This is a genomic window from Bradyrhizobium sp. CCBAU 25360 (assembly GCF_028128695.1).
Lineage (GTDB): Bacteria > Pseudomonadota > Alphaproteobacteria > Rhizobiales > Xanthobacteraceae > Bradyrhizobium > Bradyrhizobium ottawaense.
In genome coordinates, this window is the sequence record NZ_LBJA01000042.1 from 36,383 (window position 1) to 62,366 (window position 25,984).

The 25,984-nt window shown below is 65.1% G+C and carries 20 protein-coding genes; 16 read left to right on the forward strand and 4 right to left on the reverse strand.

The features are described from left to right. Positions 1–21: 21 nt before the first annotated feature. Complete coding sequence (gene hpaH / locus XH81_RS24395; protein WP_028143242.1) at positions 22–828, reverse strand: 2-oxo-hept-4-ene-1,7-dioate hydratase; 807 nt, start codon at positions 826–828, stop codon at positions 22–24. 111 nt (positions 829–939) lie between these two features. Here hpaH and hpaR point away from each other — a divergent pair, with 111 nt between their 5' ends. From hpaR to XH81_RS24470, 15 genes are all read left to right on the forward strand, one after another. After that, on the forward strand, positions 940–1,470 hold the full coding sequence (gene hpaR, locus XH81_RS24400) for a homoprotocatechuate degradation operon regulator HpaR (RefSeq protein ID WP_028143241.1): 531 nt from the start codon (positions 940–942) through the stop codon (positions 1,468–1,470). Between the two features lie 363 nt (positions 1,471–1,833). After that, positions 1,834–2,610 (forward strand): HpcH/HpaI aldolase family protein, encoded by a 777-nt coding sequence (locus tag XH81_RS24405; protein ID WP_008549964.1) that lies wholly within the window; start codon positions 1,834–1,836, stop codon positions 2,608–2,610. Between the two features lie 162 nt (positions 2,611–2,772). After that, positions 2,773–4,296, forward strand: coding sequence for a UxaA family hydrolase (locus XH81_RS24410; RefSeq protein ID WP_028143240.1), 1,524 nt, complete (start codon positions 2,773–2,775; stop codon positions 4,294–4,296). Between the two features lie 228 nt (positions 4,297–4,524). Next, a complete protein-coding gene (locus XH81_RS24415; protein ID WP_028143239.1) occupies positions 4,525–5,043 on the forward strand; it encodes a PAS domain-containing protein in 519 nt (172 codons plus the stop codon). Continuing rightward, positions 5,021–6,325 (forward strand): methyl-accepting chemotaxis protein, encoded by a 1,305-nt coding sequence (locus XH81_RS24420; RefSeq protein ID WP_028143238.1) that lies wholly within the window; start codon positions 5,021–5,023, stop codon positions 6,323–6,325. The genes XH81_RS24415 and XH81_RS24420 overlap by 23 nt, the downstream gene beginning before the upstream one ends. A 278-nt stretch (positions 6,326–6,603) precedes the next feature. Further along, on the forward strand, positions 6,604–9,873 hold the full coding sequence (locus XH81_RS24425) for a transglutaminase family protein (RefSeq protein WP_028143237.1): 3,270 nt from the start codon (positions 6,604–6,606) through the stop codon (positions 9,871–9,873). 27 nt (positions 9,874–9,900) lie between these two features. Beyond that, positions 9,901–12,423: a circularly permuted type 2 ATP-grasp protein gene (locus tag XH81_RS24430; RefSeq protein WP_028143236.1), complete on the forward strand. Its 2,523-nt coding sequence runs from the start codon at positions 9,901–9,903 to the stop codon at positions 12,421–12,423. Further along, positions 12,420–13,298, forward strand: coding sequence for a transglutaminase family protein (locus tag XH81_RS24435; protein ID WP_028143235.1), 879 nt, complete (start codon positions 12,420–12,422; stop codon positions 13,296–13,298). The genes XH81_RS24430 and XH81_RS24435 overlap by 4 nt, the downstream gene beginning before the upstream one ends. A 215-nt stretch (positions 13,299–13,513) precedes the next feature. Beyond that, a complete protein-coding gene (locus tag XH81_RS24440) occupies positions 13,514–14,341 on the forward strand; it encodes a hypothetical protein (protein ID WP_028143234.1) in 828 nt (275 codons plus the stop codon). A 105-nt stretch (positions 14,342–14,446) separates the two neighbouring features. Beyond that, positions 14,447–15,337, forward strand: a complete 891-nt coding sequence (locus tag XH81_RS24445; RefSeq protein ID WP_028143233.1) for an alpha/beta fold hydrolase — start codon at positions 14,447–14,449, stop codon at positions 15,335–15,337. A 136-nt stretch (positions 15,338–15,473) separates the two neighbouring features. After that, positions 15,474–16,100, forward strand: coding sequence for a GTP cyclohydrolase I FolE (folE, locus tag XH81_RS24450; protein WP_028143232.1), 627 nt, complete (start codon positions 15,474–15,476; stop codon positions 16,098–16,100). Between the two features lie 27 nt (positions 16,101–16,127). Next, positions 16,128–17,651, forward strand: coding sequence for an FAD-dependent oxidoreductase (locus tag XH81_RS24455; protein WP_038971566.1), 1,524 nt, complete (start codon positions 16,128–16,130; stop codon positions 17,649–17,651). A 128-nt stretch (positions 17,652–17,779) separates the two neighbouring features. Beyond that, positions 17,780–18,355, forward strand: a complete 576-nt coding sequence (locus XH81_RS24460) for an HdeD family acid-resistance protein (protein ID WP_026201537.1) — start codon at positions 17,780–17,782, stop codon at positions 18,353–18,355. Positions 18,356–18,467: 112 nt separating this feature from the next. Beyond that, complete coding sequence (locus XH81_RS24465; protein WP_028143230.1) at positions 18,468–19,679, forward strand: ABC transporter substrate-binding protein; 1,212 nt, start codon at positions 18,468–18,470, stop codon at positions 19,677–19,679. Positions 19,680–19,861: 182 nt separating this feature from the next. Continuing rightward, a complete protein-coding gene (locus XH81_RS24470; protein WP_028143229.1) occupies positions 19,862–21,076 on the forward strand; it encodes an acyl-CoA dehydrogenase family protein in 1,215 nt (404 codons plus the stop codon). 78 nt (positions 21,077–21,154) lie between these two features. Here XH81_RS24470 and XH81_RS24475 read toward each other — a convergent pair whose 3' ends face one another. After that, on the reverse strand, positions 21,155–21,301 hold the full coding sequence (locus XH81_RS24475) for a hypothetical protein (RefSeq protein ID WP_244439132.1): 147 nt from the start codon (positions 21,299–21,301) through the stop codon (positions 21,155–21,157). Between XH81_RS24475 and XH81_RS24480 the strand changes: the two genes are divergently transcribed. Continuing rightward, a complete protein-coding gene (locus tag XH81_RS24480) occupies positions 21,288–22,178 on the forward strand; it encodes an alpha/beta fold hydrolase (protein ID WP_244439131.1) in 891 nt (296 codons plus the stop codon). The two genes, XH81_RS24475 and XH81_RS24480, sit on opposite strands and share 14 nt — an antisense overlap. Before the next feature lie 162 nt (positions 22,179–22,340). Here the strand turns inward: XH81_RS24480 and XH81_RS24485 are convergent, their stop codons facing one another. Then, complete coding sequence (locus XH81_RS24485) at positions 22,341–23,591, reverse strand: hypothetical protein (protein ID WP_028143227.1); 1,251 nt, start codon at positions 23,589–23,591, stop codon at positions 22,341–22,343. 437 nt (positions 23,592–24,028) lie between these two features. After that, positions 24,029–25,768, reverse strand: coding sequence for a methyl-accepting chemotaxis protein (locus tag XH81_RS24490; protein WP_271596393.1), 1,740 nt, complete (start codon positions 25,766–25,768; stop codon positions 24,029–24,031). Positions 25,769–25,984: the final 216 nt, after the last annotated feature.

Here is a 25,984-nt window from a genome sequence, read left to right on the forward strand (position 1 = left end):
ACTCCCTGTATTTTTATGCGTCTAAGCGAAGTAGCAGCTGACCGAGCCGTAGGCGCCATAATCGGCTTGAATTGTGTCGCCCTTGCGGGTCTCGATCGGGCGGATGAAGGAGCCGGCAAGCACGACCTGACCCGGTTCGAGCGCAAGGCCGAGCGGCGCGATCTTGTTGGCGAGCCAGGCGACGGCGGTCGCCGGATGATTGAGCACGCCAGCGGCAAGGCCGGTCTCTTCGAACTGGCCGTTTCGAAAGCAGAGCGTGCCGATCCAGCGCAGGTCTGCGTCGAGCGGGCGGATCGGCCGCCCGCCGAGCACGATGCCGGCATTCGCCGCATTGTCGGCGATGGTGTCGAAGATCTTTCGCGTCGCCTTGGTCTTGGGATCGACGCGCTCGATGCGGGTGTCCAGAATTTCAAGTGCCGGCACCACGAAATCGGTGGCGTTGAGTACGTCGAATAGCGTGCAGCCCGGCCCCGCGAGCCGCTTGCTCATGACGAAGGCGAGCTCGGCCTCGACGCGTGTGGCGATGAAGCGCTCGGTCGGAATGATCCCGCCATCGGCGAAGAACATGTCGTCGAGCAGCACGCCGGAATCGGGCTCGTCGATATTGAGCGCGCTCTGCATCGCCTTCGAGGTCAGGCCGATCTTGTGGCCCTTGACGATGCGTCCCTCGGCGATCTTGACGTCGACCCAGGCCTTCTGAATCGCGTAGGCGTCGTTGATCGTGATGCCGGGGAAATCCTGCGACAGCTGCCGGATCTGCACGCGGGTCTTCTCCGCCTCGTGCAGACGCCTCGCGCAAGCTTGGATATCGTCGTTGGAAAGCGCCATTTGTGATCTTACAAATTGGGGTGCCGGGAGATACTTAACATGTTAAATGAATGCGTCAAACACGATTTCGGCTTGCTGCACTGCAAACGTTTTGCGGTTTGAAAGGGCATCATGGTGAAGAGACCGGCTGATCCGGCCAACGGAAGCGCGCCTGCCGCAGGACCTACCGCAAGACAGGTGCCGATGCGCGATTTCTCGCGCTCGCTGCCGATGTCGCTGCTGCGGGCCCGCGAAGCGGTGATGCGGCAGTTTCGTCCCTCGCTGCGCGAGCACGGCTTGACCGAGCAGCAATGGCGCATCCTGCGTGCACTGGCGGCCATTGAAGCCGTCGAGGTCACGGAACTCGCGCGCACGGCGTTCCTGCTTGGACCGAGCCTGTCGCGCATCCTGCGCGATCTCGAGGCGCGCAATCTGATCGAACGCAAGACCGCCAAGGCGGACCAGCGTCGCAGCATGGTCTCGATCTCGAAAGAGGGCGTGAAGCTGATGGCCTCGGTGGCGCCGACATCGGAGGCGATCTATGCCGAGATCACGCGACGCTTCGGTGCACGCAAGCTCGCCGAATTGCAGGAGATGCTCGGCGCGCTCGAACAGAGTCTTGCAGAGCTTGGCGCAAGCGAGGAGGCCAATGCCGAGGAGTGAGCGGCATGACGGCCGGAACCGGGGGCGTCGGGCGACGGTTTGACGTCGATTCGAAGGTGGACGACGCTGGCGGTGGGATCGGGGTCGGCCGATTCCGGGCGATCCGGGGCGGAAAATCGTGACAGAGCGGCCTCGAAACGGCGTCCCCTTGCCGGGCGACACCCGGGCGGCAATAGTGAGCGCCGCTAGCGGGGTCGGCGTCAGCGAAGTCAGTATCCAGCGCGCGAGCGCATAGGCGTTGCGTCATTGCGAGCGTGGCGCGGCGCTCCGGTTCGCGCTAACAGCGGGTCGTGCTGTCGCGGCGCTCGTCATGGTGACGAAGGTCCAAATAACACGGTCCAAACAACAAAGAAGGAAGGCAACGTGGCGAACAAGGTCAAGGAAATCTGGAAGTCGGGCAAGGCCGTGGTCAACGCGTGGCTCGCTATACCCTCCGGCTTCTCGGCCGAGATGATCGCGCAATGCGGCTTCGACAGCGTCACCGTCGACATGCAGCATGGCGTGCAGGACTATCTCTCGATGGTGCAGTGCTTCCAGGCCATGGACAAGCATCCGGTCACGCCGATGGTCCGCGTGCCCTGGAACGAGCCCGGCATCATTGGCAAGGTGCTCGATGGCGGCGCCTATGGCGTGATCTGCCCGATGGTCAACACGCCGCAGGAAGCCAGGAACCTCGTCTCCTATTCCAAATATCCGCCGCAGGGCGTGCGCTCCAACGGCCCGATCCGCGCCGGCATGTACGGCACCGCCGGCTCGTATCAGAAGACCGCGAATGCCGACACCATCCTGCTGCCGATGATGGAGACCAAGACCGCGGTCGAGAACATGGAAGCGATCCTCGACGTCGAAGGCATCGACGGCGTCTATATCGGACCCTCCGATCTCGGCTTCTCCTACGGCCTCGAGCCCAAGCTCGACCGCAGCGAGCCCGAGATCCTCGCGATCTACGAGAAGATCATCAAGGAATGCGGCAAGCGCGGCCTCAACCCGGGCATCCATTGCAGCGGCGCCGAAGGCGCAGCGCGCGCCATCAACATGGGCTTCAAGCTGGTGACGCTGTCGAACGAGGTCGGCCTGATGACGACCTACGCCAAGATGCAGGTCAACGCGACCCGCAAGGATTCGGGCGGGAAGGCCTGATCTCGTGTCCCGGACGCGTTGCAGCGCAAAGCGCTGCAGCGCAGAGCCGGGACCCGGTCGCTAACGAAGCGCATGACGTAACAACCAGACCCCGGATCAGCAGCGCATCGTTTCACGCTGCGCTGCGTCCGGGGCACGATCATTTCGATACAGGAGATATCCATGACCATCAGCCCCGTCATCCGCCTGCATCCCGATGATGGCGTGGTGATCGCGCGTGCCAGCCTGCCGCCCGGCACCGTCGTCGCCGACGGCGTGACCACGGTCGAGCGCATCCCCTCCGGGCACAAGGTCGCGATCAAGCCGATCGCGGTGGGCGAGCCCGTCATCCGCTACGGCCAGATCATCGGCTTTGCGACCATTCCGATCGCGCCGGGCCAGCACGTGCACGTGCAGAACATCGGCATGGGCGACTTTTCAAAAGACTATGCCTATTGCGCCGACGTCAAGCCGACGCCGAATTTCGACCTGCCGGCGACCTTCGAAGGCATCCGCCGCCCGGACGGCCGCGTCGCCACGCGCAACTATATCGGCATCCTCACCTCGGTGAATTGCAGCGCGCATGTCGCAAGCCTCGTCGCCGACGTCTTCAAGAAGAATCCCTTCACCGGCGACAATCCGCTGGCCGATTTCCCCAATGTCGACGGCGTGGTCGCGCTGACTCACAAGACCGGCTGCGGTATGACGCAGAACGAGCCCTTGGCGCTGCTCCGCCGCACGCTCGGCGGCTATGCGCGCCACGTCAATTTCTCCCACGTCATCGTGCTCGGCCTCGGCTGCGAGGTGAACCAGATCGGTGGTCTGATGGAGGAGCAGAAGCTCGCAGGACGCCTGCGCGCGATGGACATCCAGGAGGTCGGCGGTACCCGCAAGACCGTGGAGGCAGGCATCGCCTTCGTGCGCGAAGCGCTGGCTGACGCCAACAAGGTTAAGCGCGAGACGGTGCCGGCGAGCGAGCTCACCGTGGCCCTGCAATGCGGCGGCTCGGACGGCTATTCTGGCGTATCGGCCAATCCCGCGCTCGGAGCTGCGAGCGACCTCATCGTGCGCCACGGCGGCACCGTGATCCTGTCGGAGACGCCGGAGACCTACGGCGCCGAGCATCTCTTGACGCGACGCGCCGTCAGCCGCGAGGTCGGCGAGAAGCTGGTAGACCTGATGCGCTGGTGGGACGAATACACGGAGCGCGAAGGCGCCGAGATGAACGCCAATCCGAGCCCCGGCAACAAGGCCGGCGGCCTCACCACCATTCTTGAAAAATCGCTCGGTGCGATGGCGAAGGCCGGCACCACCAACCTCGTCGAGGTGCTGCGTTACGCCGAGCCCATCACCAAGAAGGGTTTCGTCTTCATGGACACGCCCGGCTACGACCCTGTCGCGGCAACCGGGCAGGTCGCCGGCGGTGCCAATCTCGTCTGCTTCACCACGGGCCGCGGCAGCGTGTTCGGCTGCAAGCCGGCGCCCTCGATCAAGCTCGCCACCAACACGCCCATGTACAAGCGCATGGAAGAGGACATGGACGTCAATTGCGGCACCATCCTCGAAGGCGAGGAGAGCGTCGAGCAATGCGGCCAGCGCATCTTCGATCTCATCCTCAAGACGGCCTCGGGTCAGCCGACCAAGAGCGAGAGCTTTGATTTCGGCGGTGCCGAGTTCGCGCCCTGGGTGCTCGGCGCGACGATGTAGCCGCGCTTCGCGCACCACACATGCAATTGCGTGTCATTGGGGGATACGCGCGGCCGATGAGCGGCGCGTGTGGTTGCGCGAATTGCACCGATCGTTCGCTACGTAATGATACGGAGGCGAGGTTCCTTCGCTGGGGATCCGCGGCTTACACCTGATTAACACTGTTGCCGTAGACAGGGGGCGATGCGGCTCCACAGCGTGGTGGGCCGGCCTTTAAGGATCGAACCGATGCAAGCGATACGTCCCACGGGGGTGGAAAATCTCCTCGGTGAGGAGGAGCTGATTGTATCGAAGACCGATCTCAAAGGCCGCATCACCTACGCCAATGACGTCTTTCTCCGCATGGCGAAATACCCCTGGAAGCAGCTGATGGGCGCGCCCCACAGCCTGATCCGCCATCCCGACATGCCGCGCTGCGTCTTCAAGCTGCTGTGGGATACGCTCCAGGCCAAGCAGGAAATCTTCGCCTACGTCGTCAATCTAGCGGCAGATGGCAGCCACTATTGGGTGTTCGCCCATGTCACCCCGACGCTCGACGATCACGGCAACATCATCGGCTATCATTCCAATCGACGCAGGCCCGATCCGGCGCCGGTCGAGAAAATCAAACCGATCTACAAGGCGCTCTGCGCGGAAGAGGCGCGCCACGCCAATGCCAAGGACGGCATGCGTGCGAGCTTCGAAATGATGGTCGGTCTGCTCAAGCAAAACGGTGTCGGTTACGATGAATTTGTGCTCTCTCTCTAAGGCGCAGGGAGCGACCGCAGTCGCGTGCCTTCTCGCCAGCATCGCGTTCGTCCTCTCGCTGCTCGGCTGGACCGGAATCATCAGTGCAGCGCCGCTCGGCGCGGCGATCCTGCTGCTCGGCTACGCGCTCTGGTGTCAGCATCGCACGGCGGTGGCCGTCGATGAGGTCGCCGATGTCTGCCGCAAGGCGGCGCGCGGCGATCTCGAAGCGCGGATCCTGAGCGAGCGCCAGGCCGGCCGGATCGGCGCCATCCAGACGTCGGTCAACGACATGCTCGACATCGCCGACGCCTTCGTCCGCGAGGCTTCGGCATCGATGGACTATGCCAGCCGCGGCAAGTATTTCCGCAAGATCCTCGCGCGCGGATTGCCCGGTTCGTTCCGCCGCTCGGCCACCGTCATCAATGCCGGCACCGACAGCCTCGGTCGCCGCGTGGTCGAGATCGCCGGCCTCGCAAAGCAGTTCGGCACTCATCTCGACGAAGTCGCGGGCAGCCTGATGAGCGCCGCAACCGACCTCGAATCCGATGCCGGCCAGATGGCGGCGGCGGCGGAGACGACGAACCGTCAGACCTCCGGCATGCGCAGTGCGTCCGATCAGGCGTCGAACAACGTTGCGACGGTGGCGAGCGCCGCGGAACAGCTCGCATCCTCGATCGCCGAGATCAGCCGCCAGGTGGCCGGCTCGACCACGAGCACCGGGCGCGCCGTCGATGAGGCCAATCGTGCCGGCAGCGAGATTCGCAACCTCGCGGATGCCGCGCTGCGGATCGGCGACGTCGTCAAGCTGATCAGCGAAATTGCCGAGCAGACCAATTTGCTGGCGCTCAACGCCACGATCGAGGCGGCGCGGGCAGGCGAGGCCGGCCGCGGCTTCGCCGTCGTGGCCTCCGAGGTCAAGAGCCTCGCCAACCAGACCGCGAAGGCCACCGAGGAGATCAGCGCCAAGGTCGGCGAGATGCAGCAATCGACCACCAACTCGGTCGCAGCCGTCGAGGCGATTGCGCAGACCATCGCAGAGATCGACGGTATCACCGCAAGCATCGCCGCCTCGATCGAGGAGCAGGGCACCGCGACCCGCGAGATCGCCCGCAACGTCCAGGAAGCATCAGTCGGCACCTCGCAAGTGTCCTCCAACGTGTCAGGCATCAGCGAAGCCGCCGCCGATACGGGGCGCGTCGCCAGCCGCGTCAACAGCGCCTCCGAACGCGTCCACGGCGAAGTCGAGACCCTCCGGCGCGAGGTGACGCAGTTTTTGCAGCGGCTGACGTCGGCGGCGTAGGGCCGCGCGAAGAGGGTAATTGCGTGGCCCCACAAGAGGTCGTCATGCCCGGGCTTGTCCCGGGCATCCACGTTCTTTGATACTGCAGCGAAGGGCGTGGATGGCCGGGACAAGCCCGGCCATGACGCCGCGGAAGGTTCAGAGCGCCAAACTCCGACATCGTAGTTCGCCCGCCGGGCTGACGGGATACTTCCTAGGCACGCCCTGCCCGTTGTTAGTGCTTGATCGCGCTGACATCAGGTGTTCTGCTCAAAAAAGCTGCTGGAGCATCGCACCCCGTGTCGATCTACGTCGCATTACACCACGTCACGCACTACAAATACGATCGCCCGATCGACGTCGGCCCGCAGACCATCCGCCTGCGGCCGGCGCCGCATACGCGCACGCCGATCATGAGCTATTCGCTCAAGGTCACGCCAGCCAACCATTTCGTGAACTGGCAGCAGGATCCGCAAGGCAACTGGCTCGCCCGCTATGTCTTCCCGGAGAAGACGACCGAATTGAAGATCGAGGTCGACTTCACGGCGCAGATGACCGTGGTCAACCCGTTCGACTTCTTCGTCGAGCCCTATGCCGACAGCTTTCCGTTCGACTATCCGAACGACCTGAAGACCGAACTGGCGCCTTATCTGGAGACCATCAAGCCCGATCGCCTGTTTGCGAAATATCTCGATTCGATCCCGCAGGACGCTCCGAACACCGTCAACTTCCTGGTTGAGCTCAATCGCGAACTTCAGAAGAAGGTCCGCTACATCATCCGCATGGAGCCGGGCGTGCAGACGCCGGAGGAGACGCTCGCCTCGGGCGCCGGATCCTGCCGCGACTCCGCCTGGCTCCTGATCCAGACCTTCCGGCATCTCGGGCTCGCCGCGCGCTTCGTCTCCGGCTACCTCATCCAGATCCGCCCGGACATCGATCCGATCGAGGGACCGCCGGAAGTGGAGAACGACTTCACCGACCTGCACGCCTGGGCCGAGGTCTATCTGCCCGGCGCCGGCTGGATCGGTTTCGACGCGACCTCCGGCATGCTCGCGGGCGAGGGCCACATCCCGGTCGCCGCCACGCCGCATTACCGCTCGGCTGCGCCGATTTCCGGCAGCGCCGGCTTTGCCGAGGTCGAGTTCGCCTTCGACATGAGCGTGCGCCGCATTCGCGAGGCGCCGCGCATCACCAAGCCTTTCTCCGACGAATCCTGGGCGCGGCTCAACGATCTCGGCGAGCAGGTCGACGGCGATCTCGCCGCGCAGGACGTGCGGCTCACCATGGGGGGCGAGCCCACCTTCGTCTCGGTCGACGATCTCGAAGCTGCCGAGTGGAACACGGAGGCCGTCGGCCCGACCAAGCGCGCGCTGGGCGACGATCTGATCCGCCGCCTGCGCACGCGCTTCGCGTCCGGCGGCCTTCTGCATTACGGCCAGGGCAAATGGTATCCGGGCGAGAGCCTGCCGCGCTGGGCGTTTGGCCTGTACTGGCGCAAGGACGGGGTGCCGATCTGGAAGAATGCCGACCTGATCGCCAGGATCGGGAATCCGCGGCGCGCCGAGACGAAGGATGCTGAGGCCTTCATGGAGGGTACGGTGGCACGGCTCGGGCTCGATCCCGGCTACATCATCCCGGCTTACGAGGACACTGCCTACTGGCTCCAGAAGGAAGCCGAGTTGCCCGTCAACGTCGATCCGTCCGACTCCAAATTGTCCGATCCGGAAGCGCGCGCGCGGATGGCGCGCGTGTTCGAGCAGGGCCTCAACACGCCGCGCGGCTTCGTGCTGCCGGTGCAGCGCTGGAACGCGCCGCCGCGCTGGCGCAGCGAGCGTTGGGCTCTCCGGCGCAATCATCTGTTCCTGATGCCCGGCGATTCGCCTCTCGGCCTGCGCTTGCCGCTCGGCTCGCTCGGCTACGTCCCGCCCAATCAATATCCCTACATTATCGAGCGGGATCCGATGGAGGCGCGCGGCAAGCTGCCGGTGTTCAGCCTTCCGGCGCGCCCGGAATCGCCGCCGCGGGTCGAGCCCGAGCATCTCAACACGTCTGTTCCGGTGCGTACTGCGCTGTCGATCGAAGTCCGCGACGGCGTGCTCTGCGCCTTCATGCCGCCGGTCGAGCGGATCGAGGACTATCTCGAGCTGATCACGGCGCTCGAAGCCACAGCGGAAGAGATGCAGTTCCAGGTCCATGTCGAGGGCTATCCGCCGCCGTTCGATCCGCGCGTCGAGGTCATCAAGGTGACGCCCGATCCCGGCGTGATCGAGGTCAACGTCCAGCCGGCAAGGAATTGGCGTGAGGCGGTCGACATCACCGTCGGGCTCTATGAGGATGCCGCCAAGATTCGCCTCGGCGCCAACCGCTTCCTGGTGGACGGCCGCCACACCGGCACAGGTGGGGGCAACCACGTCGTGGTCGGCGGCTCCTCGCCGCAGGACTCGCCGTTCCTACGCCGGCCCGATCTGCTCAAGAGTCTGGTCTTGCACTGGCAGCGGCATCCGTCGCTGTCCTATTTCTTCTCCGGCCTGTTCATCGGCCCGACCAGCCAGGCGCCGCGCATCGACGAAGCCCGCCACGACAGCATCTACGAACTCGAGATCGCGCTCTCGCACGTGCCGCCACCGGGCACCCAGACGCCGCTATGGCTGGTCGACCGGCTGTTCCGGCATCTGCTCGTCGACATCACCGGCAACACCCATCGCGCCGAGATCTGCATCGACAAGCTCTATTCCCCGGAGGGCTCGACCGGCCGGCTCGGCCTCGTCGAATTCCGCGCGCTCGAGATGCCGCCCGATCCGCGCATGTCGCTGGCGCAGCAGCTCTTGATCCGCGCGCTGATCGCGAAGATGTGGCGCGAGCCGCAGGCCGGCAAGTTCGTGCGCTGGGGCACGGCGCTGCACGACCGCTTCATGCTGCCGCATTTCATCTGGGAGGATTTTCTCGACGTTCTCACCGAGCTGAAGCAGTTCGGCTATCCGTTCGAGCCGGAATGGTATCTGGCCCAGCTCGAATTCCGCTTCCCCGCTTTCGGCCGCGTCCATCATGGCGGCGTGACGCTGGAGCTGCGTCAGGCGCTGGAGCCCTGGCACGTGCTGGGCGAGGAGGGCTCGGCCGGCGGCACCGTGCGCTATGTCGATTCATCGGTCGAGCGGCTTCAGGTCAAGGCCGAAGGGTTCGTCGAGGGTCGCCACATCGTCACCTGCAACGGCCGCCGCCTGCCGATGACCGCGACCGGCCGCTCCTCCGAGGCCGTGGCCGGGGTCCGCTTCAAGGCGTGGCAGCCGGCCTCCGGCCTGCACCCGACCATTCCGGTGCATGCGCCCCTGACCTTTGATCTCATTGATACCTGGAACGGCCGCTCGCTCGGCGGCTGCGTCTACCACGTCGCCCATCCCGGCGGCCGCAGCTACGACACCAAGCCAGTCAACACCTACGAGGCCGAGGCGCGGCGGCTGGCGCGTTTCCAGGACCACGGCCATACGCCGGGGCCGGTCCAGCCGCCGCCCGAGGAACGCACAAATGAGTTTCCGCTGACCCTCGACTTGCGGACCCCGCTCCTGCAATGAGTATGATGGTGGGGCAGGGAGAGGCGCATGAGCGAGGGCGCAGCCGAGCAGGACAAGGCGGGTAGGGCGCAAGGCCAGCGTGAAGGCCAGCGCCGCTTTGCCCAATGGGTCCGCGACTATCGCCGCTTGCCTGGCATCCCCGACGAGTTCCTGGGCCCCGACGGCGCCCCGCGTGCGGTCTGGAGCCGCTTCTTCGATGCCTTCGGCGCGCTCGCGCCCGACGAGATCGAGCGTCGCTTCGGCATGGCCGACCGCCATCTGCGCGAGGCCGGCGTCACCTACCGTGCGCCCGGCGACAGCGCCGACCGGCCGTGGTCGATCAGCCATCTGCCGCTCCTGATCGACGAGGCCGACTGGCAGCAGCTTTGCGCCGGCATCACCCAGCGCGCCGAGCTGCTCGAACTGGTGCTGGCCGACATCTATGGCGAGGGCCGGCTGGTCGCGGAAGGCGCACTGCCGGCGGCCGCGATTGCCGGCAGTCCCGAATATCTCCGCCCCGTCTGCGGCGTGCCGCCGCCGGGCGGGCGCTATCTGTCGATCTATGCCGCCGACGTCGGCCGCGGACCCGACGGCCGCTGGTGGGTGCTCGGCGACCGCACCCAGGCGCCGTCGGGGGCGGGCTACGCGCTGGAGAACCGTCTGGTGCTCTCGCGCGCCTTCTCCGACCTCTACAAGTCGATGAACGTGCCGCGCGTCGCGCCGTTCTTCGAGGCGTTCCGCGACAGTCTTCGTGCGCGCGCCGACCGCGACGAGCCCCGGATCGGCGTGCTCACCCCCGGCAGCTTCAGCGAGACCTATTTCGAGCATGCGACGCTGGCGCGCTATCTCGGCTTCCTCTTGGTCGAGGGCGACGATCTCGCGGTCAGCGACAACCGCGTCCACATCCGCACCGTCGCCGGGCTGAAGCGGCTCGACGTGCTCTTGCGCCGGGTCGATTCCAATTCGCTCGATCCGCTCGAGCTCGACACCTCCTCGCATCTCGGCGTGCCCGGCCTGATCGACGTGCTGCGCAAGGACGGCGTCGTCGTCGCCAACATGCCGGGCTCGGGCGTGCTGGAGGCGCGGGCGCTGCTCGGCTTCCTGCCGGCGCTCAGCCGCCGCCTGCTCGGCGAAGAGCTGAAGATGCCGCACATCGCGACCTGGTGGTGCGGCCAGCGCAGCGCGCGCGAGGAGGTGCTGTCGCGGCTCGACGAGGTCGCGATCGAAGGCGCCTACCGGCGCGGCGTGCCCGGTTTCGACAGCGCGGGACCGGTGCTCGCGAGCGAGCTGGATGCGAGCGACCGCCAGCGCCTGATCGACGCCATCGCCGCACGCGGCATGGATTATGTCGGCCAGGAGGTGGTGCGGCTGTCGACCATGCCGGTGTGGGAGCAGGGCCAGATCACGCCGCGGCCCTTCGTGCTGCGCGTGTTCGCGGCGGCGACGCCCGACGGCTGGGCCATCATGCCCGGCGGCTTCTGTCGCATCGCCGAGCAGCCGGATGCGCGCGCGGTGTCGATGGGCGACGGCGCGCGCGCCGCCGACGTCTGGGTGGTCTCCGACAAGCAGGTCTCGACCGCGACGCTGCTGCCGGCGACCGACAAGGTCCGCATCCGCCGCATCGCCGGCGTGCTGCCGAGCCGCGCCGCCGACAATCTGTTCTGGCTCGGCCGCTATCTCGAACGCGCCGAGGCGACGCTGCGGCTGGTGCGCGCTTTGGGCTCGCCGAGCGGGCCCAACAAGGGCACCGCGGCCTCGCTGCAATCTGGCGAACGCATCCAGCGCCTGCTGGTGGCCTGGGGCGCGATCTCGCAAACCTCGCGCGCCGCGCCCGGGCGGATCACCGCCGAAGCGTTGCAGAGCGCGGAACGTTTCGGCTCGGCGTTGTCGCTGGTGCGCGCGGCGCAGCGCACGGCGACCTCCTTGCGCGAGCGGCTGTCGCCCGATGCCTGGCAGGTCATCACCGAGATGGCCGAGCGCCTGGCCTACCAGGTCGAGGGCGACGACGGCGTGCTGAGCGCGGCCGAGCTGACCTTGCAGGAACTCGCGAGCCTCGCAGGGCTGGCGCAGGAGAACATGAACCGCGCCGCCGGCTGGCGCTTTCTCGACATCGGCCGCCGCACCGAGCGCGCCATCAACACCACGCGCTTCACCCGCCAGTTCGCCTATGACGAGGCCGGCGATGAGGATCTCGACATCCTGCTGACGCTGGTGGATTGCCAGATCACCTATCGCTCGCGCTATCTGCTGGCGCCGATCCTGGCGCCGGTGCGCGACCTTGCCGTGCTCGACGGCTATAATCCACGTTCGGTGGCGTTCCAGGTGACGACGCTGAACGAGCACATCGCCGCGCTGCCGAGCCTGAAGGAGCACGGCCTGATCGAGAAGCCGCAGCGCCTTGCGGTGGCGATGCAGGCGATGCTGGCGACCGCGGAGGCCGAGAAGCTCGAGGTCAAGTCGCTGTTCGCGCTGGAGCAGGACCTGCTCAGCCTCGCCGAGGCGATCGGTCAGCACTACTTCCCGCACGGCCCCAATGCCGCCCGGCCGGAAAAGCTGACGGGGCTGGCGTGATCTACGACATCCGTCACGTCACCACCTACGAGTACGAGAATCCGGTCAGCTTCGCCCGCTGCACGCTGCGGCTGGAGCCGAGGAGCGGCGGCGGCCAGGAGCTGATCTCGCACAAGGTCGATATCCGCCCGCGTCCCGCCGAGCGCCACGTCCGGCGCGATTTCTTCGGCACTCTGACGGAGAGTGTGGTGATCGAAGCGGCGCATCGCAATTTGCGGATCGACTCGCGTTCGCGTGTCTCCGTGTCACGTAAGCCGCCGACGCGCGATGCGGGCAGCCCGAGCTGGGAGAGCATCCGCGACATCGCCTTCGAGGCGACCAGCCTCGGGCCGTCCTCGCCGGTCGGCTATGTCTTCGCGAGCCCGCTGGTGCCGGTGCTGCGTCCGGTCAGCGCCTATGCGGGGATGAGCTTTGCGCCGGGCGCGGGCATCCTCGAGGGCGCGGTCGATCTCATGCATCGCATCCGCACCGAGTTTCGCTACGACCCCAAGGCGACGGTGATCTCGACGCCGCTGGACGAGGTCTTCGACAAGCGACACGGCGTCTGCCAGGACTTTGCCCATGTGATGATCGCAGGGCTGCGCGGGCTCGGTCTGCCGGCAGCCTATGTCAGCGGCTACCTACGCACCATTCCGCCGCCGGGCCAGGCCCGCCTGCAAGGCGCCGATGCCACCCATGCCTGGGTGTCGCTGTGGTGCGGGGCGGAGCTTGGCTGGGTCGATTTCGACCCGACCAACGATCTGCTGATTGCCAACGACCATATCGTGCTTGCGGTCGGGCGCGACTTTTCGGACGTCTCGCCGGTTGACGGCATCATCGTCGGCTCGCCGAAGCAGAAGCTCGGCGTCGCCGTGGACGTGGTGATGGTGGAATAAACGCGGCCTCGTCGGCCGGGCTCGCCGCCGGGGTGTGCCGTGCCTTCACCGCAACCGCGATCTTGCATAGCACAACGGTAACATATTTCCGTAATCGCGTTCCCGGGGGTTTGGTCACTCGGCCCAAGATGGGCTATGCTGGGTCGTTGCGTCGAGGACAAGAACGAGACTTCGGGAGCTGACATGGGACACCACCGACACGCGGGGCTGCATCCATGATGACGTTGCCGAGACTGGCGGCTGAATCCCTGGAGAAGCTGCTGGGTACGTTTATGCGGCGTCGGTACGGCGAGACCGCTGCAAGCATGGTCGAGAGCGCAACCCGCACCGCGATGGAATGCATCGGTAACAGCGATGCCCTTTACCATAATATCGAACATACGATGCTGGTGACGCTGGCGGGCCATTCGATCCTCAGTGGCCGAAATCTCCATACCCACCTGACGGCCGAGGACTACGTCCATGTCCTGATCGCCTGCCTCGCCCACGATATCGGCTATGTCCGCGGGCTGTTCGAGGAGGATGACATCGACGGCTTCGTCATCGATGCCGCCGACACCAAGATCTCGTTGCCGCGTGGTGCCTCCGACGCCAGCTTGATGATGTATCACGTCGACCGCTCGAAGCTCTATGTCTCGCGGCGGCTGCAGCACATTCCCGGTCTTGATCCTGAACGCATCGCCCGCGCTATCGAGGGAACGCGCTTTCCGGCTCAGGAGGGCCATGAGTATGACGTCGATGCCTCGATCCTGCGCGCCGCCGATTTCATCGGCCAGCTCGGCGATCCCAACTATCTGCGCAAGGCCAACGCGCTCTATTACGAGTTCGAGGAAGTCGGCATCAATCGCCAGCTCGGCTACGATTCACCGGCCGACATCGTGAACCGCTATCCACAATTCTATTGGAACAGCGTCGCACCGCACATCCAGACCGAGATCGGTTACCTCAACAAGACCGAGATCGGCCGGCAATGGATCGCCAACCTCTACAGCAACGTCTTCCGCGCCGAGCGCGACATCTCGCTATCCGGCCCGCAGAGATAGCCCTATAGCCCGGATAAGCGTAGCGACATCCGTGGCCGGCCGCGCCAGATTCCGGATATCACTTCGCTCATCCGGCCTACGACCGCGCAACTCCGTGAGCAAATCATGCAACAAAAAACCGTCACCACGGACATCCTCGACATCGCCTATCACGAATACGGCGCGCCGGACGGCTGGCCCTGCATCATGGGCCACGGCTTTCCCTATGACGTGAACGCCTATGCCGAGGCCGCCCCGATCATTGCCGAGGCCGGCGCGCGGGTGCTGGTGCCCTGGTTGCGTGGCTATGGGCCGACGCGGTTTCGCTTCGCGGACACGCCGCGCTCCGGCGAGCAGGCGGCGCTCGGCGCGGATCTGCTGGCCTTCATGGACGCGCTCGGCATCAAGCGTGCCGTCGTCGGCGGCTATGACTGGGGCGGGCGCGCGGCCTGCGTGGTCTCTGCGCTCTATCCGGAGCGCGTTGTCGGCCTCGTCTCCGGCAACTCCTACAACATCCAGAACATCGCCCGCGCCATGGAGCCGGCCTCGCCGCCGGAAGAGGCGGCGCTCTGGTACCAATATCTCTTCCACAACGAGCGCGGCCGCCGCGCGCTGGAGCGCAACCGGCGTGGCTTTGCCCGCCAGCTCTGGGCGATGTGGTCGCCGAAATGGGCGTTCGACGACACGACGTTCGAACGGAGCGCGGTGTCGTTCGACAATCCTGACTTCGTCGATGTCGTGATCCACTCCTACCGCCACCGCTACGCGCTGGTCGCGGGCGACCCCGCCTATGCCGCGATCGAGGCGAAGCTCGCGGGCCAACCGCCGATCCGCGTCCCGACCATCGCGATCGACGGCGACAGCGACGGCGTCAATCCCGGCACCGCCCATCACGCGCGCAAGTTCGAGGGCCCATTCGAGCGGCGTGTCTTCGCCGATGCCGGCCACAACCTGCCGCAGGAGCGGCCGGCCGAATGGGCGCAGGCGGTGGTCGAGGTCCGGAAAGCGGCCTCATAAAGGCCCTTTCTCGTCCGGCCGGCCGGCTTGTCTGCCATCCCTCCGATTTTTCCTGATCCTGGGAACCTTTTGCGATTGCAGCCGTCCAAGCTGAGGAGCCGCTTCTGTATGCGGCGCGTTGCAGGGGAGGATCTCGATGAAGTCACAAGTGCGCAAGCTGGAACGTGTCGCGGTGGCGCAGGCGCCGGTCGAACGGCCTGACAGGCCGGAGGTCGAGCAGGCGATCCGAACCATGATCCGTTGGGCCGGTGACGATCCCGCGCGCGACGGTCTGCGTGACACGCCGGACCGGGTCGCACGTGCCTTCGAAGAGTATTTTTCCGGCTATGCGCAGGATCCGACGGAAATCCTGCAAAAGACCTTCGAGGAGATCGAAGGCTATGACGAGATGATCGTGCTGCGCGGCGTTCGCTTCGAGAGCCATTGCGAGCACCACATAGCGCCGATCGTCGGCCGCGCCTGGGTCGCCTATATCCCGCAGGGCCGTGTCGTCGGCATCAGCAAGCTTGCGCGCGTGGTGGACATCTACGCGAAGCGCCTCCAGATCCAGGAGAAGATGACCGCGCAGATCGCCAATACCATCAACGACGTGCTCAAGCCTGAAGGCGTCGGCGTCATCATCAAGGCGACGCATCACTGCATGACGACGCGCGGCGCCCACAAGCCCGGGACCGATCTCGTCACCAGCCGCATGCTGGGCGTATTCCGCGACAATGCGCTGACGCGCCAGGAACTGTTGGGGCTCGCCAATTCGGACGATTGACCCGCGACTGCTCAAGGAGACGGCGCCATGACCGAGAACAACAAGCCGAGCGGACCCGACCTGAGCAAAGGCGTGTCGCTGACCGCGTTCAGGGATGGCAAACTGCTCGGTCATGTCGGCGAGGAGGACGTCCTGCTGGTGCAGGCCGGCAGCGAGATCTTTGCGATCGAGCCGGCCTGCAGCCATTACCACGGGCCGCTCGCCGAGGGCCTGGTGGTGGGAGACACCATCCGCTGCCCCTGGCATCACGCCTGCTTCTCCTTGCGCACGGGCGAAGCCACCCGCCCGCCGGCCCTGAACGCGCTGGCGGTGTGGGAGGTCGCGCGCGATCGGGACGACATCATCGTTCGGCGCAAGCGCGAGGCGCCAAAGCCGTCGACCGCTCATCGCAACGCGCCGACACCGGAGAAATTCGTCATCGTCGGCGGCGGCGCAGCCGGCTTCGCGGCCGCCGAGACGCTCCGGCGCGAGGGCTTTGCCGGCGCCATCACCATGCTCAGCGATGACGGCGCGATGCCGGTCGACCGGCCCAACCTCTCCAAGGATTATCTCGCGGGCAACGCACCGGAGGATTGGCTGCCGCTGCGGGGTCAGGACTATTATCAGGACGCGGGCATCGATCTCAGGCTCAACACCGACGTCTCCGCCATCGATGCGAAGACGCGCAACGTCACGCTCGGCAATGGCGACAGGCTTCCGTTCGACCGGCTGCTGCTCGCGACCGGCGCCGAGCCCGTCAAACTGCAGATCCCGGGCGCCGACCAGCCGCATGTCCACACCTTGCGCTCCGTCGCCGACAGCCGCGCCATCATCAAGGCCGCGGAGAGTGCCAGGCGCGCTTTGGTAATCGGCGCCAGTTTCATCGGCCTCGAAGTCGCGGCGTCCTTGCGGGCACGCAAGATCGAGGTGCACGTGGTCGCGCCGGAAGAGCGGCCGATGCAGAAGGTGCTCGGCTCCGAGATGGGCGACTTCGTGCGGTCGCTCCATGAAGAGAACGGCGTGATCTTTCATCTCAAGGACACAGTCGAAAAGCTCGACGGCACCCGCGCCACGCTGAAGAGTGGAGCTGTCATCGAAGCCGACCTCGTCGTGGTCGGCATCGGCGTCAAGCCGCGCCTTGCGCTGGCCGAGCACGCCGGCCTTGCGGCGGATCGCGGTGTCAGCGTGAGCGAATATCTCGAGACCAGTGTCGCCGGCATTTTCGCGGCCGGCGACATCGCGCGCTGGCCCGATCCGCATTCCCGGCAAACCATCCGCGTCGAACATTGGGTCGTTGCCGAACGCCAGGGCCAGACCGCGGCGCGCAACATGCTCGGCAAGCGCGAGCGCTTCGACGCGGTGCCGTTCTTCTGGTCGCAACACTACGACGTGCCGATCAACTATGTCGGCCACGCCGAGAGCTTTGACGAGGTCGCGATCGACGGCAGCATCGGAGGCAAGGACTGCCTGTTGAAGTACCGCAAGGACGGCCGCGTGCTCGCGATTGCTTCGATCTACCGCGATCTCGACAACCTCAAGGCCGAGCTCGAGATGGAGCGGTCGCGCGGCTGACGCGCCGCAGTCGATCTTGATTTGCGTCAATGTTACTGCCGGTACGGGTGCTCTGCTGGCTGTCGTCCCGGCACGATGCGTGCTATTCTGGCGCGTGCCCCCGGGCTACGCAAGCAGGAGTGGCCGTCATGACCAGTGCTTCGGACACGTCACATCACCCAAGTCTCGGCTCCGGCATCGCGGCGCTGCATGCCAAATGGGGCTGGATCGTCGCGCTCGGCGTCGTCTATCTCATCGCCGGCTTCATTGCGCTCGGCAGCATGGTGATGGCGACGGTGGCGAGCGTGATCGTGGTCGGCGCCATGATGATCGTCGCGGGCGTCACCGAGATCATCGGCGCGTTCCAGATGAAGAGCTGGGGCAAGTTCCTGATCTGGGCCTTGCTCGGCGTGCTCTACGTGATCGCGGGCTTCCTGACCTTCGAGAATCCGCTGTTCGCGGCGGTCCTGCTGACGTTGTTTCTCGGCGCCTCGCTGATCGCCTCGGGCGCCGTCAGGCTGTTTCTCGCCTTCAGCATGAAGCGCGAGAGCCCGTGGGTCTGGGTGGCGCTGTCGGCCGTCATCACGCTGCTGCTCGGCCTGCTGATCGTCGCGCGCTGGCCGGTGAACAGCGTCTATATCCTCGGCCTGTTCCTCGGCATCGACCTGATCATGGCGGGAGCGGGCTGGATCAGCCTGGGCTTCAGCTTGAAGCGGCGCGGCTAAGCCATCAGCAACTCGACGCAAGACCATCTTGCGGAACTCCGCTGATCTGACGCGCTGACAAAAAGCAGCACGCCGCGCGGCCGCCTCGCGCGGAGATCACCGGGGAGAAACCATGAAAGCCGCCTTGGCCCTGGCCGCAGCGCTCGCTGCCGCCTGCCTGTCCACATCCGTCTCCGCGCAAAAATCCTACGGTCCGGGCGTCAGCGACACCGAGATCAAGATCGGCAACACCATGCCCTATAGCGGGCCGGCCTCGCCGCTCAGCATCACGGGCAAGGTGATCGCGGCCTATTTCGACGAGGTCAACGAGAAGGGCGGGGTTGGCGGCCGCAAGCTCAATTTGATCTCGCTGGACGACGCGTTCTCGCCGCCCAAGACCATGGAGGCGGCGCGGCGGCTCGTCGAAGGCGACGGCGTCGCCTTCATCTTCGCGACCATGGGCACCGCGCCGAGCTCGGCGATCGCAAAATATCTCAACAGCAACAAGGTGCCGCAGCTGTTTCTGATCAGCTCGGCCTCGAAATGGAACGATCCGGCCAACATGCCGTGGTCGATGGCGCTGCCCTGGGCGCCGAACTACACCAGCGAGGCTGCGATCGACGTCGCTTATGCGCGTGCCAAGAACCCGAACGCGCGCTTCGCCGTGCTCTACCAGAACGACGATGCCGGCAAGGAATATCTTCGCGGCGTCAAGGAGGCGCTCGGCGCCGACGCCGACAAGGCGATCGCGATGGCCTCGAGCTTCGAGGTCGCGGATCCCACCGTCGATTCCCAGGTGCTGACGCTGGCGAACACCAAGGCCGACGTCTTCATGATTTATTCGGTGACGCCGCGCGCCTGCGCGCAGGCGATCCGCAAGGCCCACGAGGTCGGCTGGCAGCCGACGCGCTTCCTCGCCTCCGGCTGCGCCAACAAGGCGACCGTGATGGTCCCTGCGGGTCTCGAGGCCGGCAAGGGCGTGCTCTCGCTCGGCGCGCTCAAGCCGTTCGTCGAGACGCCGAAGGACGATCCGGCGATGACGGCCTATATCGACTTCATGAAGAAGCGCCTGCCCAATGCCGACGTCAACAACGTCGCCGGCCTCTACGGCTACACCGTCGCCGAGGCATTGGTGGTGCTGCTGAAGCAGTGCAAGGACAATCTGACGCGCGAGAACATCATGGCGCAGGCGGCGAACCTGAAGAGCGTGCCGCTGTCGCTGCTGATGCCCGGCATCACGCTCAATACCACGCCGCAGGATTTCCGCCCGATCAAGGACGGCTACATGCTGCAGTTCGACGGCAACGACTGGGTGGTGGCGAGTGAGCTGCTGAAAGGGACGTGAGGGGCAGCCGCAGAGACGGTGCACCCTCTCCCCTTGTGGGAGAGGGTGGATTCGCGAAGCGAAGCCGGGTGAGGGGTCTATCTCCGCGCACTCCTCTAACAATGGCATTCGCTGAAACAACCCCTCATCCGGCGCTTCGCGCCACCTTCTCCCACAAGGGGAGAAGGGAAGAGGAGAACCCAATGGACTTTCAACACTCCGCCCGTTCGCTGGAGCTCCAGGAGCGCGTCCGGCAGTTCATGCGGGCACATGTCGAGCCGGTCGAGGAGCTCTATTACGAGCAGGTGAAGCCGGAGGCCGCGCGCTACAGGACGCCGGCCGTCCTGCAGGACCTGAAGCGGCTGGCGCGGGAGCAGGGGCTCTGGAATCTGTTCCTGTCGGGCGAGCACGGCCCCGGTCTGACCAATCTCGAATATGCACCCGTGAAGGAGATCATGGGCCGCATCCTCTGGGCGCCCGAGGTCTTCAACTGCTCGGCGCCCGATGTCGGTAACATGGAGGTGCTCGCGAACTACGGCACCAGGGCGCAGCAGGAGCGCTGGCTGAAGCCGCTGCTGGAGGGCCGCATCCGCTCCGGCTTCTCGATGACCGAGCCGCAGGTCGCCTCCAGCGATGCCACCAATATCCAGTGCGCCATCACGCGCGACGGGGACGACTACGTCATCAACGGCCGGAAGTGGTTCACCTCAGGCGCGATGAACGAGGATTGCGAGATCCTGATCGTGATGGGCAAGACCGCGCCCGACGATCCCGACCGCCACCGCCAGCAATCCATGATCCTGGTGCCCAGAAACACGCCGGGCGTGCGCATCGTCCGCGACATGCTCACCTATGGTTATGACGACGCCCCGGTCGGCCACCCCGAGATCGTCTACGAGAACGTCCGCGTGCCCGCGGAAAACATGCTGCTCGGCGAGGGCCGCGGCTTCGAGATCGCGCAGGGGCGGCTCGGGCCCGGCCGCATCCACCATTGCATGCGGCTGATCGGCTGCGCCCAGCGTGCGCTCGAATTGATGTGCCAGCGATCAGTCTCCCGCGTGGCCTTCGGCAGGCCGCTTGCCGAGCAGGGCTCGGTGCGCGAGGACATCGCAAACTCGTTCTGTGAGATCGCGCAGGCGCGGCTCTTGACGCTGCAAGCCGCCGACAAGATGGACCGCGAAGGCAACAAGGCCGCGCGCGACCTGATCGCGGCGGCCAAGATCGTGGTGCCCAGCATGGCCGCCCGTGTCATGGACCGCGCCATCCAGATCCACGGCGCCGCCGGCGTCTCGCAGGACACGTTCCTGGCGCGTGCTTACGTCTACGCCCGCTTCATCCGCATCGGCGACGGGCCGGACCAGGTGCATCTGGCTGCTGTCGGCAAGGAGCTAATCAAGCGCGGCGGGGTGATGGGATAGGCAGACAGTTTCTCCGGGACTGGCCCAATGCGCGGAAGTATCTGGTCATAGGTAGCATGGTATGCTTGGATGACGGGATCACTTCAATGCGTGCATTGCCGACGTTGTTGCGCTCGGCACAAGAGCGAGCAGGTCAACAATGTGCAGTTTCGCCCCGAGCCGCCGGACGTCCGGCGCGCGATCCATCGCGGCAATCTTCGCCTCGATTTTGATGATCCTGATCATCTGCAGCGGCCCATCCGCGCTTGCAGCAGTGGAGCCCTTTCCCGCGGATTTCAAAATCCAGCGCATCTCGGTCAACGGTGTCACCCTGCATGTCCGCGTTGGCGGACAGGGACCGGCGGTCGTGCTCCTGCACGGCTTCGCCGACACAGGCGACATGTGGGCGCCGCTCGCCAAGGCACTCTACAAGGACCACACCGTGATCGTTCCGGACCTGCGCGGTATGGGGCTTTCGTCGCAACCCGCAGCCGGTTACGACAAGAAGAACCAGGGCGTCGACATCGCCATGGTCATGGACAAGCTCAACGTCCAGAAAGCCGATCTGGTGACGCACGACATCGGCAACATGGTGGGCTATGCGCTCGCGGCGCAATATCCCGACCGCATCACCAAATGGGTCGTCATCGACGCGCCGCTGCCCGGCATCGGGCCCTGGGACGAAATCCTGAAAAGCCCCATGCTGTGGCATTTCAACTTCCGCGGCCCTGACGTCGACCGCCTGGTCAAGGGCCGCGAGCGCATCTATCTCGACCGGTTCTACAATGAGCTGTCGGCCGACCCCAAGGCAATCGACGAAGCGACCCGCAACCATTATGCGAAACTCTACGCCCGGCCAGGCAACATGCATTACGCCTTCGAGCAGTTCGCAGCGTTCGGGAAAGACGCCACGGACAATAGGGTTTTTGCCGGGACCAAGTTGAACATGCCGATCCTGGCCCTTGGCGCTGAAAAGTCCTTTGGCGATCAGCAAGTGGCGATCATGCGCGAAGTCGGCACCAAGGTTGACGGCGGCATCGTCACCGGCTCCGGACATTGGATCATGGAAGAGAAGCCGGCGCAGACCGTGAGCAAGGTGCGTGCTTTCCTCGACGGGAAATGACGGCTTCCTCGCCCGCGCTCTTACGTCTACGCCCGCTTCATCCGCATCGGCGATGGGCAGCTGCACTTTGCCACGGTAGAGATGGAGCTGATCAGGCGGGGTGGGTCGATTGGGTAGCGGTGACGCCATGGGGCGCATAGGCAGTGTGGACACCGCCACGCATTATCGCGCCAAATCGATCAGCGGCTTACAGGCGATCCAAGCCTCTGCCACGAGGTCGAGCGCATCGGCCTCCTGCAATTGAGGGCACCGATCATAGCGAAATAGTACACCCATTTGCATCTGATAGTTAGAACCTGCCTTGTGCACGAACGAGTTATAAGCGGCGGATAGCCATCGAGGCTGTACCTTTGGAGTACCACTTCGAGGAACGGCTGTTCGTAAATCAAAATCAATTCGAGCGTCGATATGCGGCGTGGCCCTCTGAGAGGGATAGCGCCGTTGTATACCGCGCCCCCACGGGGCGGCGCCCGGACATTTGCGCAAAACAGGCTTCAAATTCTTGACTACACCACTTGCTAGCGATTGAAAGCCCGCCTCGCCTAGCTGGATCAAGTTGCGACGCATAGTGCTGTTGACCGAATTGGGCACCGTTACCATCGCCTCTACGGCTTGCGCCACAACGCCAAGTGTCAGGTGCGGGTAGCTAGTGAAACTCTCATCCTCCTTCGCCTGGGCGAGCGAAAGGAAATCCCACACCGCGTCGCCGCGGCGTCCGGTGATAGCGAATCGACCCGGAGCCTTAGGATTCATCTTCAGCTCTTCGCGGAGACCGCGGTGTCGTCTCAAATCCTCCATTGCCAGCTTGAGTACGCGCTTGCCCTCAAGGTAAGTGAAGGGGTGATCATGTCCGAACGGGAAGCCGGAAAACATTGTCAAAGTGCCCTCCACAAACTGTTCACTGTCTATCAGTTTTGCTTCCGCGATCTCCAAGTATTCCGCCGTGCGTGCGGCCCACGCGCTGATGGAAGCGTGTCGGCGCAACCAAGCATAGATGCTCCGCCATTCCAGCAGCACAGTATCGGCGGGTAAAACAGACGGTGGATAGGGGGCGATAGCAACTGCAGTGATCTGGCTGAAGCCCCGACGCTCGGCGGTGCGGCGGTGTCGTTTGATCTGATCAGCGGTCAGATTTGCGATCACCTTGCTTTCGATGAAGACGCACCAGCCCTCATCATCAAAGATCCAGCCGTCAGGAATGCCGCGTCTCTCCGACTCCTCCTCGCTTGGTTCCTCCTCGCCTGGATACTGCTGTTCAAGGATAGCGAGTTTGTCGGGGCGACATGGCGGCGTCACTCCTAAAAGCTCGGTCAAAAATAGGCTAAGTAGCTTTCGATCCTCTTGAAGGGAGGTCATCAATGCGTGGGTGACACGATTCTCAGGCTGCCAATACTGATCGAAGATGTTGCGCAAAACGACTCCGTACGCAGTGCGTTGCGGCTAAGGAACGGCGTGCCCCAAGTTGTGGTTACGCTCCCCATAAATCATAGCGGCGCTTTGCCTGGACGACCAGCTTGCCGTCTATTTCTCAATAAGCTTCTTAATTGGCAAATTGCCAAGTCGAAGCGAGACGAGTTGGTCGCTTCAGTCCCTTTTTGGCGGAGCGCGGGGAGCCACGGCCTCGTTGACTGAAACTGGTTGCGTCTTCATGGCGTCGGTAGTCGATAAGTAGGCTCATGCCGCGTACCACCGCCACATCAAGCCGGTGTTGCGGCGGGCGGGTCAAACCGAGCTCGTGAAATCCGCAGATCCTCACGCGCCGCGCCAGCTATTGATAGCTCCGTCCCGGCCTACGTGCCTAGGGGGCGCAGTTCTTTTCGTGGTCCCACCGATAGCTGCGGACCGCGCCGTCATCCCGCCTTGGCAATACGGCCGTCCGCCGACCCCGCGCGCAAATTCTGGAAGAACTTCTCCACCTCGCGCGACAGCGTGTCCGCGGTCTCGGTCAGGCTGCCCGCCGCCGTCAACACCGAGGATGCGGCGGTATCGGTCTCGCCGATGGCGTCGCGCAGCGAGGTGATGTTGGCGACCAGCGTCTCGTTGCCCTGCGCCGCGCTTTGCGCGTTGGACGAGATCTCGCGCGTGGCGGCGTCCTGCTGGCCGATGGCGCCGGCGATTGCGGAGGTGACCTCGTTGATCTCGCGCACCGCGCCGCCGATCTCGCGCACGGCATCGACCGCGTTGCGGGTCGAGGCCTGGATCATCGAGACGTTCTCGCTGATCTCCGCGGTGGCCTTGGCGGTCTGGCCCGCGAGGGTCTTCACTTCATGAGCGACCACGGCAAAGCCGCGGCCGGCGTCGCCGGCGCGCGCGGCCTCGATGGTCGCGTTCAGCGCCAGTAGATTGGTCTGCTCGGCGATGGCCTGGATCAGATTGAGCACGCCGTCGATGCGTTGCGTCGCCGCGGCGAGGCTCTCGATCTCGGAGATCGACTTCTCGGTGCGCTGGCCGGTCTGCTCGACCGCGCCGGCGCTCTGCCGCACCTGGCGGCCGATCTCGACGACCGAGGCCGACAGTTCCTCGGCCGCGCCGGCCACCGCCGTGACGTTGTGCGAGGCCTGCTCGGTGGCATTGGCCGCCGTGCCGGCGCGGCTAGAGGCATCCGCGGTGACGCGCGTGATGGTCTGCGCGGTCTCGCGCATGACCGAGGCGTTGTCGCTGAGGCCGCGCATGATCGCGCCGATCGCCCCGCGAAACTCCTCGACGGACTGTTCGATGTGGCGCGCGCGCTCCTCGCGCGCGGCGGAGCCCTGCGAGACCTGCGAGGCGAGGTTGCGGTTGCGGCCCATGGCCTCCTGGAAGACCTGGATCGCGCGCGCCAGCGCGCCGATCTCGTCGGCGCGGTCGGAGTGCGGCACCACGACATCCTCGGTGCCGTCGGCGACCTGCTTGATGGTCGCGGTGATCGCGGCGAGCGGCCGGGCGACCGAGCGGGCGATGATGACGATGCCGATTACGACCAGGGCCAGCGCCACGCCGCCGAGGCAGGTCAGGACGAAGGAGAGGGTGCGATTGGTCTCCGTCTCGCGCGCGATCTGTTTGGCGCGCTCGGCATAGACCTTGGACAGCGCCTCGAGATCCTTGTTCAGCGCCGAGCGCACGGTGCGGTTGGCATCGTTGTCGCCCCATTCGCGGCCCGCGGCCGCATTGATCTCGACGCCGCGGCGCACCAGTTCCTTGCGGAACTCGACGAACTGCTCGATGCGCTTCTTGAAGGTGGCGAACTGCTCGGCATCGTCGGCTTTAACGATGGTCTCCCAGCGCTTCACGACGTCGAGGATCTGGGCGTTGAACTTGAGCAGGCCCTCGCCGTATTTCTTCACCACGGCGGGCTCGGTCGACATGTAGACGCCGCGCGATTCCATCACGACCGCATAGACCAGCGAGTTGACGCGCTCGACGTTCAGAGCTGCGGCGTTCGCCGTCTCGATCGCGCTGGTCAGGTCGGCGCCGCGGCGGCTGTTGTAGTCGGACAGCATCGCGATCGCAGCCGTCAGCAGCGCGAACAGCGCGAAGATCGCATAGAGCTTGGTGGCAAGCGTGAAACGGCCAGCCAGCTTGGCGGCATTCCCAGATCGGTCTGATGTCATGGTGTTCAGGGGCCCGGAATGGCCTGAAGCGGCCGGTGAGCGGGGTGGTTCGAATTTGATGCAAAACTATGCAGAACGAAGATGGATGCGGCGTTAACACGGCCGTTGGCTGCCTCCGTCCTTGGTCGTAGGAAAGGCAAGTTATTTCAGCGTCTTGATCCGAAGGTAGAGTTTCAGGATAGTCTTAGGTCGGCCACCGGCCGATGCACCCCGGAG